Source organism: Tsukamurella sp. TY48 (assembly GCF_019656655.1).
Taxonomy (GTDB): Bacteria; Actinomycetota; Actinomycetes; order Mycobacteriales; family Mycobacteriaceae; genus Tsukamurella; species Tsukamurella strandjordii.
This window is the reverse complement of sequence record NZ_BPMV01000002.1, coordinates 1,130,425-1,146,249: the sequence shown is the minus strand read 5'-3', so window position 1 is coordinate 1,146,249 and position 15,825 is coordinate 1,130,425. Positions and strand designations below refer to the sequence as shown.

The window sequence follows — 15,825 nt, the reverse complement described above, 5'->3', positions numbered from 1 at the left end:
CCATTCATGAAAAGTGCTGGTCCACAAGGCAGGTAATCGAACTTTGTCCGAAATGTCGTGTAGTTCAGACGAAGTTGACTGCCCTGTGATCCTCCTCATGTGGCACGCGTTCTCGAATTCTCTGCGTTACTGTTGACCGACTGAACCAACCCACATTGATCACTACGACGAGATTGCAACAGTCCTGAAGGGCTGTTTGCAGGAGGTGCGTCATGAACAACAGCTCACTGGATTCCGGGAGTCTCAGTCGGCCCCGGCCGCGAATCGAATCCATCGGCGCGTTGATTCCGTCCGAGGTCGTCACCAGCACGGACCTCGTGAATCAGCTCGCCGTGGACAAGAAGCCCCCGCTCGAGGCGGTGACGGGAATCGTGGAACGCCGCCGCGCGGCCCCGTCCGACACCAGCCTGGACCTGGCGCTCGCGGCAGCGCGCGATGCACTCGAAGGATCTCAGTACGAGGCGGCGGATATCGACCTGATCATCAGCTGCTCGATCACCCGCATGGTGAGCGTCTGGCGAACCCAGTTCGCACCGTCCCTCGCGGCGGTCATCGGAAGGGAAATCGGTGCGAGCAAGGATGCGCTGACCTTCGACGTGGCCAATGCGTGCGCGGGAATGGCGACGGGCTTGTTCCTGGCGGATCGAATGATCAAGACCGGCAGGGCGACTCGTGCCCTGGTCGTGAGCGGTGAGCGGATCACCTTGATCACCGACACCGCTGTGCGGGAGATCAAGGATTCTTACGATCCGCAGTTCGCCGCGCTCACGGTGGGCGATAGCGGGTGCGCCCTGGTGGTCGACGGAGAGGGCACCGAGCCCGATCAGATCGAGGCCATCTCGCTGGCCACCGCCTCGGAGGCGGCCTCGCTGTGCGTCGCTCTGCCGAGCGATCGCTCGGAGGGCATCGCGATGTACACCGATAACAAGCGGATGCACAGCGAGCGGCGGTACACCCAGGCCATGGAGTTCGTCCAGCACGGACTGGAGGGACTGGGAACCACCATGGCCGATGCCGACTACGACTATCTGATCCATCACCAGTTCAGCCTCGTGGCGTTGAACTACATGCGTTCGATCGGTGAGGAGAAGGTCTTCAACGGCACCATGCCGACCGAGCTGAACGTGATGCAGTTCCTCGGGAACACCTCGTCGACCGCTCTGTTCCTGGTGCTGTACCACCACATTCGGAACGGGACCGTCGAGCCGGGCGATCGGCTCCTCGTGGTGCCCACCGCATCGGGCATGGTCTACGGATTCATTTCACTGCGCGTCGGAGAGGCAGTCGCATGACGGACATCGCAATCGCCGGGCTCGGGGTGATCCCCAATGCCACCAGCTACGTCGCCTCGGGTGCACGGGCATTGACGGCCGCACTGTTGGACGCCGGGATCGACGGCGACCAGCTCGGGCTGCTGATCAATGCCGGTGCCTCCCGCGATATGAACATCAGTGAGCCGGCCGTGGCCGCCCTGATCCAGCAGGAGGCCGGGATCCATCCCGCTTTCGATCCGGACGCCGAGACCTCGATCCTCACCTTCGATCTGCTCAACGGCGGTCTCTCTTTCGGTACCGCCGTATCGCTGATCGGGGACATGATCGAGATGGGTGACATCGAATACGGCGCCGTTGTCGTCGGCGATGTGCATCCCAGTATGAATCCCTTCTTCAAGCCGAATTTCCCTTTGGTGAGTGATGTTTTCGCGGCCGTGATCGGACCGGGGGATTCGACCGTTCTTGAGGTGGCCACACCTCAGCGCGCTTCGGACGACATCAGTTCCGAGGTCTACGCGGAGCTCAACGGTGCCGGTGCCGGCGCCCGCAGCAGCGTGGTCGTGGACCTGCACGAGTTCGATGCCGGCTACTTCAATGCCGTCTCGGCCGCCATCGGGGCGCTCAGCGTGGACCCCACGGAATCGGTGATCGTGGCTCCCTGGCCGGCGGCTTCGAATCCGGCCTTCCGCACCGCTTTCGGCGAGGTGGATGTGCGGATCGTGAACCCGTACGAGCGCACGGACGGCAAGCAGTACTACACGGCCGCGCCCGTCGCGGCACTCGAGCACGCGCACCGTGCCGGGATCGACACCACCGTTGCGACCGTGCTCGCGCCCTCGGCTCCCGGCGCGGATGTCTCCGTGGTCGCCGAGAGCCGGATCGGCTGAGGGAGAAGACCATGTGCTCCATTGCGGGTATCTACTCCCGGGACCTCCAGGCGGACGGATTCCGTGATCGACTCGAGGCGATGAATTCCGCTCAGCGGCATCGGGGACCGGACGGTGCCACCATCTGGCACGACGGACCCATCGGGTTCGGACACACCCGGCTCGCCATCGTGGGCGTGTCCGACGGTGTGCAACCGAGTTTCACCGAGGACGGCTCCATCGCGGTCATCTTCAACGGTGAGATCTACAACCACCGCGCGCTGCGGGCCGAGTTGGAACGCAAGGGGCACCGGCTCCGCGCCGCGTCGGACACGGAGGTGATCGGTCACCTCTACGAGGAGTACGGGGCGGACTTCGTCCGCAGGCTCGACGGTGACTTCGCCATCGCCCTGTGGGACGGCAAGACCGAATCGCTCCTGCTCACCCGCGATCGGGCGGGCGTGAAGCCGCTGTACGTGTCGGCGGAAGACGGCCGGATCGTCTTCGCCTCGGAGGCCAAGGCGATCTTCGCGAGCGGTCTGGTGGAGCCGGCGGTCGATCCGCAGGGCCTGGCCGACTGCCAGTTCTACGGTCACACCGTGGCTCCGCACACCTTCTGGGCGGGAGTGCAGGAGGTGCGGCCCGGCACCACCGTCACCTACGTCGACGGTGAGAAGCAGGACGAGAGCACCTATTTCCGGCCCTTCGACCTCGGGGTCACCGAGCGGACCGCCCATCGCGGCGAGGAGGGGCTCGCCGACTACCAGCGGGCCTTCGACGAGGCCGTGGGCAAGCGCATCCCCGACGAGGTCGAATGGGGGATCGCGCTCAGTGGCGGCCTGGACAGTTCGGCGATCGCGGGGGTCGCGGCGGCACGGCACGGTGAGCGGCCGCTCACGATCAGCGTGGAGGTGGTCGACAGCCATCTCGACGAGACCTCCGATTCGCAGCTGGTCGCCTCGCATCTCGGTGTGCCGAACATCGAAGTCCCGGTGACGGGCGAGCGGATGTCCGAGCTCGCCGAGGAAGCGGTCTACCACTTCGAGTCACCGTTCTGGTACGGCATCGTCGCCACCCCGATCCTCGACCTGATGGACACCGCACGCGAGCGCGGCCTGAAGGTGATGATGAGCGGCGACGGCTCGGACGAGACGCTGGCCGGGTACGACTTCTACCGCCTGCTGCGGTTGCGCCGAATCCTGCAGCGGTTGCGCCTGACCCGTTTCGAACCGTGGTTCTGGCGCCGGACCCTCAAGTGGTTCGGTGCGCCGATCGGTTTCGAATCCGAGGTGGCCGCGATCAACGAGACCCTGGACGCGGTGGAGGCCGAGTTCGGGCACGTCCCCGCCTGGATCTACATGTGGACGGCACTCGAACAGCGCATGCGCGGCGTCTCGCGCACACCGCTCCCGGCGCACTCCTCGCTGCCACGGCCCACCTCGACGGTCGGGCTGCACCGCCAGCTCTCCTACGAGGCGTACACCCGGCTGCCGCACTGGGTCCTGTCCATCTCGGACCGGCTCGGGATGGCCCGCAGCATGGAGCTCCGGGTGCCCTTCCTCGATCGCGATGTCCTCGATTCGGCTGCGCAACTGCATCCCTCGCTGATGCTGCACGGCAACACCGAGAAGTACGCGCTGAAGAAGGCGGTGCGGGACGTGCTGCCGCGCCGCACCACGGCACGGCGCAAGAAGCCCTTCATGACGCCGATCGGGTCCTGGTACCTGGTGGACGAGAACGGCCCCACCGAACTCGTCCGGCGGCACATGTCGCGGGCCCGGCTCGAAGAGGTCGGCCTGTTCGAGCCCGACGCGGTGGCGCGGTTGCTCGCCGATGTCGCCCGCAATGACGGGAGCTGGGCGGCGGTGACCGCGGAGTGGGCGTGCCTGTCGATTCTCGCGACGCAGATCCTGGTGCAGCAGTACGTGGTCGAGCGGCGTTTCGACTTCCCGGCCGTCCGGGCGGAGAGCGACATCGTGACCACGCCGAACGAGAAGATCGGGGCCGACGGTGCCGCAGCCACGTAGCGGCGGCGACCGCTCCGACACGGCCGTGGTCACCGGGGCGTCGCGGGGCATCGGCCTCGCGGTGGCCCACCGGCTGGCCCGGTCCGGCCACCACGTCGTGCTGACCTCCCGCCGCCTCGAGGACGCGCAGACGGCCGCGGACCGGGTGTGCGCCGCGGTGGGCGACGATGCCGCGGCCACCGGTGCGGCGCTGGAGCTCGGCGACCGCGACTCCATCGCCGAGTTCGCCACCCCGCTGGCGCGGGACGGCGGACTCCGTGTCCTGGTGAACAATGCGGGGATCGCGCCCACCTCCACCGAGTACACGAAGGAGGGCTTCGAGCGGCACACGGCGGTGAACGTCCTGGGGTCCGTCCTGCTGACCGAGACGCTGCTGCCGCGGCTCGCCGTCAACGGCCGGGCCGGCCTGTTCGGCATCTCCTCGTTGTCGAACGTGGTCGCCACCCGCTCGCGGATCCGGCGGTCGCTGACGCCCGGCGATCTGCCGCGACCCGTGCCCTTCCTGCACTACGCGGCCTCCAAGGCGGCACTGCACCTGGTGCTGCGGCACTACCGCCGCCGCGCGGAGCAGCAGTCCCTCGACCTCACGGTGGGGTCGATCTACCCGGGCTTCGTGGACACCTCGATCTACGACGAGTACTCGCTCGCGGTCCGGCGGGCGATCCGGCTCGCCGCCGTCTCGCCCGATCGGTCGGGCGAGGTGGTGGCCGCGATGCTGGCCGACGGACCGCGGGGGGCGTTCTACCGCGGCGCCCAATGGCCGTTGCTGCAATCCCCGGTCACCCGCTCGGACGATTTCGCGGCCCACGTCCATGCGCTCGCGTGCGATGCGCTCGGCATCGAATCCGCGTGGGCCGCGGAGGTCGCCGGGACCGGCGCCGCTCTCGGAAAGGACTGACGTGTATCGGATCGAGGAGAACCGCAATGTCTGGCCGGTGGCGCCGAAGCAGGTGGGCCGCCGCGTTCCGATCATCGGTGACATGACCCGGGGATCGGTCATGTCACCCATCGGCCGCCTGGTGGAGACCACCACGCCGGGCCAACACGATGTCTTCGGCATCCGCTTCTTCGGCCAGAACTACGTGTTCACCGGAGAGCCCGATCTGGCCGCCGAGGTGTGCGACGACGTGCTCTTCGAAAAGGCGCACGCCCCCTCGCTGTACGCCCTGCGGGAGTTCATCGGCGACGGTCTGTTCAGCGCCTACAACGACGAGTCCGCCTGGACCGACGCACACGAGTTGTTGGCACCGGCCTTCTCCCGCGAGGCGATGCGGGCCTATCACGACACGATGTGCGATGTCGCGGACGAACTGGTGGTCCGGTGGCGGGCGACCGACTCCGTCGACGTCTCGCACGAGATGACCCGCGCCACCTTCGAGACGATCGCGCGCGCGGGTTTCGGGCGGCCCTACAACCTGCTCGTGCCGAACGACGACCGCTCGCATCCACTGGTGCGGGCATCGGAGGTGCTGCTGCGCACCTCCCTGGTCAAGAGCGCCGTGCACGCGCTCCCCGCCGGCGGACTGATCGAGCTCGGTGCCGACCGCTACGCCGCGAAGCACCGGCGGTTCGCCCGCGAGCACCTGGGCGGCATCGTCGACGAGATGCGCCGCCGCGGACCGGAGCGCAACGGGACCGACCGCGCCACGATGCTCGAACTCATGGTGCACGGCTCCGAGTCCCGCCCCGGTCTCGACGGTGAGAGCGCCTTCTACCAGTTGCTCACCTTCCTGATCGCGGGCCACGAGACGACATCGGGAACGATGGCCTTCGCGCTGTACTACCTCAGCCGGGACCGCGAGCTGCTGGAGCAGGCGAAGGCCGAGGCCGATGCCGCGTTCGAGGCGACCGGGGAGGGGCGCGACCTGGCCTTCGAGGCGGTGCCGCGCTTGCGCTTCCTGCGCAGGGTGGTCGACGAATCGCTGCGCATGTGGCCCACGGTGCCGGGTATGGCGCGCCAGCCCAAGCACGACCACATCCTGGGCGGGCGGTACCGGATGCGGCCCGACAACTGGGTGGTGCTCTTCTTCCATCATCTGCATCGCCATCCCGATGTCTGGGACCGGCCGAACGCCTTCGACCCCAGCCGGTTCGAGAGCGCGGCAGTGCGCGCGCGGCCCGCACACGTCTACAAGCCCTTCGGCACCGGCGCACGTGCCTGCATCGGCCGTCAGTTCGCCATTCACGAGGCACTGGTCATCCTGGCGCGGCTGCTCCACGAGTTCGACATCGAGAGCGACCCGGACTACCGACTGCGGGTCGACGAGCGGCTGACCCTGATACCGAAGGACTTCCGCCTCAGCCTGCGGGACCGACAGTGAGCTCACCGTCGGCCACGGCGTCGCGGATCGCCATGGCCACGATGATCGGCTGCTCGCTGGTGGTGATGCTCGACAACACGATCATCACCGTCGCGCTACCGACCATCGCCCGGGAGTTCGCCCTGACCACGGCACAGATGCAGTGGGTGGTGGACGCCTACACGGTGGTCTTCGCGGGCATGCTGCTCACGGCGGGTGCCGTTGCCGATCGGTTCGGAAAGGTGCGCGTCCTGGTCGCCGGGATCGCCCTGTTCACCGTGACCTCGATGGTGATCCCGTTCGTCTCGGGGTTCCTCGGCCTGGCCGGGGGACGTGCCGTCCTCGGTCTGGCGGCGGCGATGGTCTATCCACCGACGCTCGGCATCGTCGTCGATCTGGCCACGCGCGGCACCGACGAGGGGGCCGACCGGGACCAGCGCCGCGCGTCGGCGTTGGCGCTGTGGGCCACCGCCGGCGGACTGGGGGTCGCGTGCGGCCCGATCGTCGGTGGGCTACTGGTGGAGCACTTCGGCTGGCGCTCGGTGTTCGTGATGAACGTCCCGCTGGGCGTGGGCGCGATGCTCGCGCTGTGGGCGGTGCGGTCCACGCTCGCCGACGCGACGACCGAGACCGAGGAGGCTGCGCCCATCGGGCCGGTCAGCGCGGTCTTGTCGGTGCTCGCGATCGGCACCATGGTGCTCGCGGTCATCGAGGCCCCGGCGGACGGCTGGACCTCTCGGGAGAGCGTGAACCGTTACGTCATCGCGGCCGCCGTGGGCGTGCTCTTCGCCGTGCAACAGGCCAGGACCTCGCGGCCGATCGTGCCCTGGCAGGTGTTCCGGGGCATCCAGATGCGCTGGGGCTCCGCGGTGATCTTCCTGTGTTTCGGGCTCCTGTTCGGTCTCGTCTTCATCCTGGTGCTGTACTTCCAGATCGTCCGCGGTGCATCGCCGCCGGCGGCCGGAGCGATGTTGCTGCCCTTCGCCGCCGGGATGGCGGTGGCCTCGCCGCTGGGACCCGTGCTGGGCCGGCGTACCGAGTGGCGGGTGCCGATCATCGCCGGTCTCACGGTCATGGCGATCGGCTTCGCGCTGTTCCGGAGCACGCCGTGGGAGGGCTCGTACTGGGGCTACCCGTTCTTCGGGCTGCTCGTCCTGGGCGTGGGCTTCGCGGTGGTGCAGGTCCCCGCCACGGAATACATCATGAACTCGGTGGCGCCGCAGCAGTTCGGGATCGGTTCGGCGGTCAACGATACGAGTCGCGAGCTGGGCGGGGCGTTCGGCGTCGCGATCCTGGGCTCCGTCTTCGCCACCGCACTCGCGAGCCGGGCCGGTCTCGGTGGCCGCGGCGATGCGATGGGACTGCTGCTGGAAGCCGGGCCGGACACACCCGGTAGTGCGGTGGTCCTGCAGGAGTACTTCGTTCCGGCGATGCAGACCTGTCTGCTGATCGCGATCGTCGCGGTGGCCGTGACGGCGGCCTGTGCGGCCGCGCTCCTCATCCGGTCCCGCCTCCTGGCGAAGGTGATGTGAGCGAACCCCGTTCCGCTGGGGCTCAGCGCGCCACGATGTAGTCGTGGAGGCGGCGAGCCGCGGGCGTGAGCAGCGGTGTGGCGGAGGCCAGCGCGACGGCCCTGCGGTGGTCGCCGGCCAGCGGTACCTCCACCACATCCGACGGTGCGCGGTCGTCGTGGGGGAGGAGGGCGACGCCCAGCTCCCGCGCCACCAGTTCGCGGATCGTGGTGAACTCGGTGACCTCGAATGCGACGTCGGGTGCGAATCCCGCCTCGGCGCACCACCGTTCGGTGGCGCCGCGCAGGTGGTAGCTGGCGGGGTTCGCGATGAAGGTCTCGGCCGCGAGATCGGCCAGATCGACATCGGCGGCGCCCGCGCACCGGTGTCCGCGCGGCAGGACCGCGAGGATCTCCTGTGATCCGATCAGGGTGCAGTGCAGGTGCTGCGGTGGCGGGATCACCACCGCGAGATCGAGCCGTCCCGATCCCAGGTCGTCGGCGAGCTCCGATCCGTGTGCCTGTTTGAGCACCACGGAGATTCCCGGATGCGCGGTGCGGAAGTCGGAGATCAGGTCGGGGATCCGGCCGGTGCCCATGGTGAGCGGGAAGCCGAAGCGCACGGTGCCGTGGTCGGCATCGGCGGAGCCGACCGCCTCGGCGATGGCGAGGTCGATCTGGCGAAGGGGTTGCCGCAGGCGCCGCGCCAGATCGAGTGCGGCGGGTGTGAGCCGGACGGTGCGCCCGGCGTGCACCAGCAGGGGCAGCTTGAGATCCGTTTCCAGGGCGTGGATGCGGCGGCTCATCGACGATTGGGGCACGCCCAGGGCGGCCGCCGCGCGGGTCATGTGCCCGTCGTGCTCGGCCAGGACGACGAGCGCCTGCAACTGCGGGGTGAACAGGCCCGACCATTGATCCATTTCCTGATCATAACGCCGCAATACTTCATTGGACGGAACATAGGTCGCGGCGAGAAGCTGAAGGCACAGCAACTCGCGAAGGAGAATCCGATGACCCACTCCACCACCGAAGGATTCGACGCCGATCTCGTGCTGATCGGCGGCGGCATCATGTCGGCGACCTTCGGCGCCATGCTCGCCGACCTGCGGCCCGATTGGCGGATCGTCGTGCTCGAGCGCGGTGACGCGCTCGCCGAGGAGAGCAGCGGCCCGTGGAACAACGCCGGCACCGGCCACACCGGATACTGCGAACTCAATTACATGCCCGACCCGGCCGATGCCGCGAAGCCGCTGCACATGGTGGAGCAGTTCGCGCTCACCCGCCGGTGGTGGGACCGGCTCGTGGCGCAGGGCCGCCTCGACGGCGAATTCCTGCACACCACCCCGCACCTGGACGTGGTCTTCGGCGACCGGGACGTCGAGTACCTGCGGCGCCGCTTTGACACCCTGCACCGACACCCCGAGTTCGCCGCGATGGAGTACACGGAGGACCCGGCCGTGATCGCGGACTGGGCCCCGCTCGTCATGGCCGGCCGGACCGGTGCCGGGGAGGCGCTCGGTCCGATGGCGGCCACGCGACATCCGGGCGGAACGGATGTGGATTTCGGGGCGTTGACCCGGGGGCTGACCGCGATCATCACCGAGGCGGGCGGCGAGGTGCGCTTCGGTCACGAGGTGCGCCGCGTCAAGCGGAGCCTGGCGGGGTGGACGGTGCGCGGCCGTAACGCCGACGGGCGGTTCGAGATCCGCACGCGGCGCGTCTTCGTGGGCGCGGGCGGTATGGCGCTGCGGCTGCTGCAGAGTGCGCGCATCCCGGAGGTCCGCGGCTACGCCGTGCTGCCGGTGGGGGCCGCCTTCCTGCGCTGCTCCGACCCGGACGTGGCGCACCGTCTCGATGGAAAGGTGTACGGGCAGGCCGCGATCGGCGCACCGCCGATGTCGGTGCCCCACCTGGACCGCCGGTATGTCGACGGTGCCGATCACCTGATGTTCGGCCCGTACGCCACGTTCAGCACCAAGCTCCTCAAGCGCGGCCGGCTCACCGATTTCTTCACCACGGTGCGTCCGGGCAACCTGCACGTGATCGCGGCGGCCGGGTTGCAGAACCTCGCCCTCGTGCGGTACCTCATCACCGAGCTCCTGGCGGGCAAGCGGAAGAAGTTCGCGCAGTTGCAGCGCTTCTACCCGGATGCCGATCCAGGGCAATGGGAACTCATCGCCGCCGGCCAGCGTGCGCAGCTGGTGACGTCCGATCGTCGCCGGATCGGCGTGCTGCAGCAGGGAACCGAGCTCGTCAGCGGTGCCGACGGCACCATCGCGGGCCTGCTCGGCGCCTCGCCGGGGGCGTCGACAGCGGTCCCGATCATGGTGGATTTGCTCGACCGCTGGGGCATCGAGGCACCGTCGTTCGTGACTGCAACCGAACCCGCTGATCCGCTTCGCGCGGGCTGATCCTGTGGTCTTCTCTCCTCGGGCATCCGCTCGAAATCGGTTCTGTGCCTAAGGAGGCTCGCTATGAATCGCACTCTTCTCATCGTCCCGGTCGCCGTCTTCGCCGCGGTGGGGATCACCGCCTGCGGGGGCGGTGGCGGCTCGGATTCGAGTTCGGGGAGCTCCGGCTCCGGCACCGTGGTGAAGGTCGACGGCAAGGACCTGTCCGGCGTGGACCTCAGCTCGGTCGGCTGCGCGAAGACGGGTAACACCATCGCGATCGGCTCCGGCGGCGCGGGAGGTGGTGTCGGAGCCACCCTCACCGACGGCAACCCGCCCACCGTCCAGACCGTGGGCATCACCGTCGACGGCAATGCCCTCGCGGTGGGCCCGGGGGTCGGCGACGCCACGGTGAAGGTCGACGGTAAGCGCTACACGATCACCGGGAACGCGCAGGGCGGCAACATCTCCAATCCCATGGCGGGCGTGACGAAGAAGTCCTTCGAGATCTCCGTGACCTGCAACTAGGCGCGAGCCTGCGCCACCGCATCGGCGGGGCTCCCGTGCCACGGTTCGCCGTGGCCGGGGGCCAGCAGGCCGGCGTCGAGCGCTGCGATCGCATCCAGTGTGGCGACGGTGCGCGGCAGGTCATGGCTGAAGAACTCGGGAAGCAGCTGCGGCCCCGTCGAACCCGAGAGCGGATGGCCCGTCACCAGGGCGTCGCCCGTGGCCACGACACCGCCCGGCAGGAGGAATGCGGTGTGCCCGGACGTGTGCCCGGGGCAGGCGACCGGTACCGGGGCGCCCGGGAGGTCGAGCGCGCCGCCGGACCCGGGGGAGAAGGGCTGCGCATAGGGCATGTCCACGTGCCCCAGCACGCCGACCCGCGTCACATCGGCCAGCCAGCGCAGCGTGCGGGGCCGCCACGCGATGGGCAGGATGTCCAGTGGCGCCGCCTGCTCGTGCACCTCGCCGCGCGCGTGCGCCACCTCGTCCGGATGCGCCAGGACCGGGGTGCCGTAGCGCTCGTGCAGCTTCGCGACCCCACCCACGTGATCGATGTGCGCGTGCGTCACCAGGATGGCGCGCACGTCCTTGGGACGCCGCCCGATCGAGCGCAGCGCCGCCTCCACCCGGTCCACATCGCCGGACCAGCCCGCATCGATCAGCGTGACATCCGAACCGTCGACCAGTGCCAGGAAGTTGACGTGCGTGCCGGTGCCGAACCAGACGCCCTTCTCGAGCTCGCGCATCATGCGCCGTCGAAGGTGAGCCAGACGGCCGCGTTCGGGCCGAGCACCACCTCGGCCGATGCCGGCCGGCCGTGCCAGGAACGCGTGTCCGCCGTGACCCCGCCCATGTTCCCGGCGCCGGTGCCCGAGTACTCGGCGGAGTCCGTGTTGAGGATCTCCCGCCACGAGCCGGCGAAGGGCACACCCACGCGGTACCGCTCGTGCGTCTGGCCGGCGAAGTTGTACAGGCACAGCACCACCGAACCGTCGCTGCCCCAGCGCAGGAAGCTCAGCACGTTGTTCTGCGAATCGTTCGCATCCACCCATTCGTAGCCCGACGGGGTGGTGTCCTGGCTCCACAGCGCGGGGTGGGAGCGGTACGCCGCGTTGAGATCCCGGGTGAGCGACTGAATCCCGGTGTGCAGCTCGCCCTCCCAGCCCTCCAGGCAGTCCCAGTCCAGGCTGCGCTCGTCGGACCACTCGCGGACCTGCCCGAATTCCTGCCCCATGAACAGCAACTGCTTGCCGGGGTGGCCCCACATGTAGGCCAGCAGGGCCCGCACGCCGGAGGCCTTGGTGTGTGCGTCGCCGGGCATCCGGGTCCACAGCGTGCCCTTGCCGTGCACCACCTCGTCGTGACTGATCGGCAGCACGAAGTTCTCGCTCCAGGCGTACATCAGCGAGAAGGTGATCTCGTGGTGGTGGAAGCTGCGGTGCACCTGATCGCGCCCGAGGTAGCCCAGGGTGTCGTGCATCCACCCCATGTTCCACTTCATCGAGAAGCCGAGCCCGCCGAGGTCGGTGCGCCGCGTGACGCCGGGCCAGCTCGTGGACTCCTCCGCCACGGTGACCACGCCCGGGAAAGTCTTGTGCACCGTGCCGTTCACCTCCTGGAGGAACTCGACCGCCTCCAGGTTCTCCCGGCCGCCGTACACGTTCGGCGTCCACCCGCCATCGGGCCGCGAGTAGTCCAGGTAGAGCATCGAGGCCACCGCGTCCACCCGCAGGCCGTCCACGTGGAACTCGTCGAACCAGTAGAGCGCGTTGGCCACCAGGAAGTTCCGCACCTCGCGGCGCCCGAAGTCGAAGACGTAGGTGCCCCAGTCCAACTGCTCGCCGCGCTGCGGATCGCTGTGCTCGTAGAGCGGGGTCCCGTCGAACCGGGCCAGCGCCCAGGCGTCCTTGGGGAAGTGCGCCGGTACCCAGTCCACGATCACGCCGATCCCGCGCGAATGCAGCACGTCCACGAACTCGCGGAACTCGTCCGGGGTGCCGAAGCGCGAGGTGGGTGCGTAGTAGGAGGTCACCTGGTAGCCCCAGGACCCGCCGAACGGGTGCTCGGCCACCGGCATCAGCTCCACGTGGGTGAACCCGGTCTCGGTCACGTAGTCGGCGAGTTCGGTGGCCAGCTCCAGGTAGGTCAGTCCCTGCCGCCACGAGCCCAGGTGCACCTCGTAGGTGCTCATCGGCCGATCGGTGGGGTTCTGCCTGGCGCGCTCGGCGATCCACGCGGCGTCGCGCCATTCGTGCCGGCTGTGCGTGACGATCGAGGCGGTGGCCGGGGGCACCTCGGTGCGCCGCGCCATCGGATCGGCCTTCTCCACCGGGCCGTTCTCGGTGAAGATCCGGAACTTGTAGGCGGCACCGTCGGCCACCCCCGGGACGAAGACCTCCCACACGCCCGACGAACCCAGGGTGCGCATCGGGTAGGACTCGCCCGCCCAGTACTCGAAGTCCCCGATCACGGTGACGCCGTGGGCGTTCGGCGCCCACACCGCGAACGACGTGCCGGTGACCTCGCCATCGGGGGTGGTGTAGCTGCGCAGGTGCGCGCCGAGCGCCTCCCACAGTCGTTCGTGGCGGCCCTCCGAGATGAGGTGCTGATCCATCTCGCCCACAGTCGGGAGGAAGCGGTAGCCGTCGGCCACGATCACGCTGCCCGCCGGGTACAGCACCTCGTAGCGGTAGTCGGCCAGATCGGTGATCGGCACCTCGGTGCCCCACAGGGCGCCCTCGAGACGGGCCAGCGGATAGCGCTCGCCGCCGATCACCGCGGCCACCGCGGTGGCCCCCGGCTTGAGCGCGCGCAGCACGGTTCCGCCCACCGTGGCGTGCGCCCCCAGAATCGCATGCGGATCGTGATAGCGGCCGGTCAGCAGGCGGGCGGCCACCTCCGGGTCGACGGCCGCCGCGGTGCTGCGGCCCGCGGTGTTCTCGCTCATCATGCCTCCCGGTAGGACAGGTTCTCCCGCGCCTGCGGGCTGAGCTGGGGCAGCACCAGTATGTGTGCCACATTGCGCCACGGCTCCAGCCGCACGAAATCGGCCTGGCCCCAGTGGTACACCTCGCCGGACACCTCGTCGCGCACCGGGAACCGCTCGTGCCAGTCCAGGCCCAGCGCCGGCAGATCGAGCCAGACCACGCCCGACTCCGCGCCGAACGGATTGAGGTTCACCACGATCAGCACCAGATCGCCGGTGACCGCATCGTGCTTGCTGTACGCGATCAACGCCTCATTGTCGACGTGGTGGAAGTGCAGGTTGCGCAGCTGCTGCAGAGCGGGATGCCGTCGCCGGATCTCATTGAGCCGGGCGATCCACGGCTCCAGCGATTCTCCGCGGCTCTGCGCCGCCTTGTAATCGCGCGGGCGGAGCTCGTACTTCTCCGAATCGAGGTACTCCTCGCTGCCCGGATGCACCGCCTGATGCTCGAACAGCTCGAATCCCGAGTACATGCCCCAGCTGGGGGACAGGGTCGCCGCGAGCGTCGCGCGGATCGCGAACTGGCCGGGGCCACCGTGTTGCAGGCTCTCGTGCAGGATGTCCGGCGTGTTCACCCACAGGTTCGGCCGGCACACGTCCGCCTTCGCGGCGTGCTCGCGGGCGAACTCCTCGAGCTCCCATTTGGCGGTGCGCCAGGTGAAGTAGGTGTAGCTCTGCGTGAAACCGGCCTTGGCGAGGCCGTACATCCGGGCCGGCCGGGTGAACGCCTCCGCCAGGAAGAGCACGTCCGGATCGACCTTCTTCACCTCGCTGATCAGCCAGAACCAGAAGTCCGGTGGTTTGGTGTGCGGGTTGTCCACCCGGAACACCTGCACCCCGCGCTGCACCCAGAACAGGGTGACCCGCAACAGTTCCCGGTAGATGCCCACCCGGTCGTCGTCGAAGTTGATCGGGTAGATGTCCTGGTACTTCTTCGGCGGATTCTCCGCGTAGGCGATGGTGCCGTCCGGGAGCACCGTGAACCACTCCGGATGCTCCGCGGCCCAGGGGTGATCGGGAGCCGCCTGGAAGGCCAGGTCCAGCGCGACCTCCATGCCCAGATCGCGCGCGCGTTGGGCGAAGTGATCGAAATCGTCGAGCGAACCGAGCGCCGGATGCACCGCATCGTGCCCGCCGGTGGCCGCGCCGATGGCCCACGGCGAGCCCACGTCATGGGCCTCGGGGGTCAGAGTGTTGTTGCGGCCCTTGCGGTTCACGGTGCCGATCGGGTGGATCGGCGGCAGGTACACGATGTCGAAACCCATATCGGCGATCCGCGGCAGATCCTCGGCGGCGGTGTGGAAGGTGCCGTGTACGGGGTTGCCCTCGCCGTCCCAGCCGCCGGTGGACCGCGGGAACAGTTCGTACCACGAGCCGAACAGCGCACGGCTGCGGTCCACCCAGATCCGGTAGGTTCGCGATTTCGTCACCAGATCCCGCACGGGATTCTCGTCCAGTACCCGGGTGATCTCGGGATGCAGTGCAGCACCGGTCCGTTCGACCAGGCTCCGTTCATCATCGCGCAGTGCGGCCGCCGCGGCCAGCACGGACGGCCGCGCCTCGGCGGGCACCCCGTCGGCGGCGCGATCGAGCAGCCGCGCACCGAGCTCCAGATCGTTGGCGAGCTCGGCGGGGCCCTGCCCGGCGGCCAGCTTCTTCTGCACCGCGTTGCGCCACGTGGCCACCGGATCGGACCAGCCCTCGATACGCAGCGACCAGTAGCCGGTGAGATCGGGGCGCACCAACGCGTGGAAGCGGTCGGGCTCGGCGGCCGGGGTCATGCGCACCGTCTGCCCGGTGCCGTCGGGACCGGTGAAGACCACGGTGGCGGCCACGGCGTCGTGACCCTCGCGCCAGACGGTGGCCGAGACCGGCACCACCTCGCCCACCACGGCCTTGCCGGGGTACTGCCCGCACGACACCACGGGTTCGATGTCGTCGATACCGATGCGCCCTGTCACCCGG

Annotated in this window: 12 protein-coding genes; 8 read left to right on the top strand and 4 right to left on the bottom strand. The window is 68.9% G+C overall.

The genetic code is table 11. The annotated features are described in order from the left end of the window. The first annotated feature begins 212 nt into the window (after nt 1-212). The 6 genes from TTY48_RS21130 to TTY48_RS21105 are packed head-to-tail and all read left to right on the top strand — an operon-like array spanning nt 213 to nt 7,999. Nucleotides 213-1,292, top strand: coding sequence for a 3-oxoacyl-ACP synthase III family protein (locus TTY48_RS21130; protein WP_220659568.1), 1,080 nt, complete (start codon nt 213-215; stop codon nt 1,290-1,292). Then, complete coding sequence (locus TTY48_RS21125) at nt 1,289-2,161, top strand: hypothetical protein (protein ID WP_220659567.1); 873 nt, start codon at nt 1,289-1,291, stop codon at nt 2,159-2,161. The genes TTY48_RS21130 and TTY48_RS21125 overlap by 4 nt, the downstream gene beginning before the upstream one ends. Nucleotides 2,162-2,172: 11 nt before the next feature. After that, a complete protein-coding gene (asnB, locus tag TTY48_RS21120; RefSeq protein ID WP_220659566.1) occupies nt 2,173-4,167 on the top strand; it encodes an asparagine synthase (glutamine-hydrolyzing) in 1,995 nt (664 codons plus the stop codon). Further along, the gene (locus tag TTY48_RS21115; RefSeq protein WP_220659565.1) at nt 4,151-5,065 is read left to right on the top strand and encodes an SDR family oxidoreductase; all 915 of its coding nucleotides are present in this window, start codon (nt 4,151-4,153) and stop codon (nt 5,063-5,065) included. The genes asnB and TTY48_RS21115 overlap by 17 nt, the downstream gene beginning before the upstream one ends. A 1-nt stretch (nt 5,066) precedes the next feature. Continuing rightward, nucleotides 5,067-6,488 (top strand): cytochrome P450, encoded by a 1,422-nt coding sequence (locus TTY48_RS21110; protein WP_220659564.1) that lies wholly within the window; start codon nt 5,067-5,069, stop codon nt 6,486-6,488. Continuing rightward, complete coding sequence (locus TTY48_RS21105; RefSeq protein ID WP_220659563.1) at nt 6,485-7,999, top strand: MFS transporter; 1,515 nt, start codon at nt 6,485-6,487, stop codon at nt 7,997-7,999. The genes TTY48_RS21110 and TTY48_RS21105 overlap by 4 nt, the downstream gene beginning before the upstream one ends. A gap of 22 nt (nt 8,000-8,021) precedes the next feature. Here TTY48_RS21105 and TTY48_RS21430 read toward each other — a convergent pair whose 3' ends face one another. After that, nucleotides 8,022-8,897 carry a LysR family transcriptional regulator gene (locus TTY48_RS21430; RefSeq protein WP_255585868.1) on the bottom strand — a complete coding sequence of 292 codons (876 nt, stop codon included), beginning with the start codon at nt 8,895-8,897 and terminating at the stop codon, nt 8,022-8,024. 90 nt (nt 8,898-8,987) lie between these two features. Between TTY48_RS21430 and TTY48_RS21095 the strand changes: the two genes are divergently transcribed. Beyond that, nucleotides 8,988-10,388: a malate:quinone oxidoreductase gene (locus tag TTY48_RS21095; RefSeq protein ID WP_255585867.1), complete on the top strand. Its 1,401-nt coding sequence runs from the start codon at nt 8,988-8,990 to the stop codon at nt 10,386-10,388. A gap of 63 nt (nt 10,389-10,451) precedes the next feature. Continuing rightward, a complete protein-coding gene (locus TTY48_RS21090) occupies nt 10,452-10,895 on the top strand; it encodes a lipoprotein LpqH (RefSeq protein WP_220659560.1) in 444 nt (147 codons plus the stop codon). On the opposite strand, the gene TTY48_RS21085 is transcribed toward TTY48_RS21090, so the two are convergent. Genes TTY48_RS21085 through TTY48_RS21075 form a run of 3 tightly spaced genes read right to left on the bottom strand, consistent with a single transcriptional unit; the run spans nt 10,892 to nt 15,821 of the window. Continuing rightward, entirely contained in the window at nt 10,892-11,623 is a 732-nt protein-coding gene (locus TTY48_RS21085) for an MBL fold metallo-hydrolase (protein WP_255585866.1), read from the bottom strand. The two genes, TTY48_RS21090 and TTY48_RS21085, sit on opposite strands and share 4 nt — an antisense overlap. Next, nucleotides 11,620-13,821 (bottom strand): 1,4-alpha-glucan branching protein GlgB, encoded by a 2,202-nt coding sequence (gene glgB / locus TTY48_RS21080; RefSeq protein ID WP_220659559.1) that lies wholly within the window; start codon nt 13,819-13,821, stop codon nt 11,620-11,622. The genes TTY48_RS21085 and glgB overlap by 4 nt, the downstream gene beginning before the upstream one ends. Continuing rightward, nucleotides 13,821-15,821, bottom strand: a complete 2,001-nt coding sequence (locus TTY48_RS21075; RefSeq protein ID WP_220659558.1) for an alpha-1,4-glucan--maltose-1-phosphate maltosyltransferase — start codon at nt 15,819-15,821, stop codon at nt 13,821-13,823. Before TTY48_RS21075 ends, glgB begins: the two co-directional genes overlap by 1 nt. Nucleotides 15,822-15,825 lie beyond the last annotated feature (4 nt).

Bases quoted from the DNA above. Each gene is read 5' to 3' on its own strand.
- TTY48_RS21130 (WP_220659568.1), top strand. From the start codon at position 213: ATGAACAACAGCTCACTGGATTCCGGGAGTCTCAGTCGGCCCCGGCCG.
- TTY48_RS21125 (WP_220659567.1), top strand. From the start codon at position 1,289: ATGACGGACATCGCAATCGCCGGGCTCGGGGTGATCCCCAATGCCACC.
- asnB (WP_220659566.1), top strand. From the start codon at position 2,173: ATGTGCTCCATTGCGGGTATCTACTCCCGGGACCTCCAGGCGGACGGA.
- TTY48_RS21430 (WP_255585868.1), bottom strand. From the start codon at position 8,897: ATGGATCAATGGTCGGGCCTGTTCACCCCGCAGTTGCAGGCGCTCGTC.
- TTY48_RS21095 (WP_255585867.1), top strand. From the start codon at position 8,988: ATGACCCACTCCACCACCGAAGGATTCGACGCCGATCTCGTGCTGATC.
- TTY48_RS21090 (WP_220659560.1), top strand. From the start codon at position 10,452: ATGAATCGCACTCTTCTCATCGTCCCGGTCGCCGTCTTCGCCGCGGTG.
- TTY48_RS21085 (WP_255585866.1), bottom strand. From the start codon at position 11,623: ATGATGCGCGAGCTCGAGAAGGGCGTCTGGTTCGGCACCGGCACGCAC.
- glgB (WP_220659559.1), bottom strand. From the start codon at position 13,821: ATGAGCGAGAACACCGCGGGCCGCAGCACCGCGGCGGCCGTCGACCCG.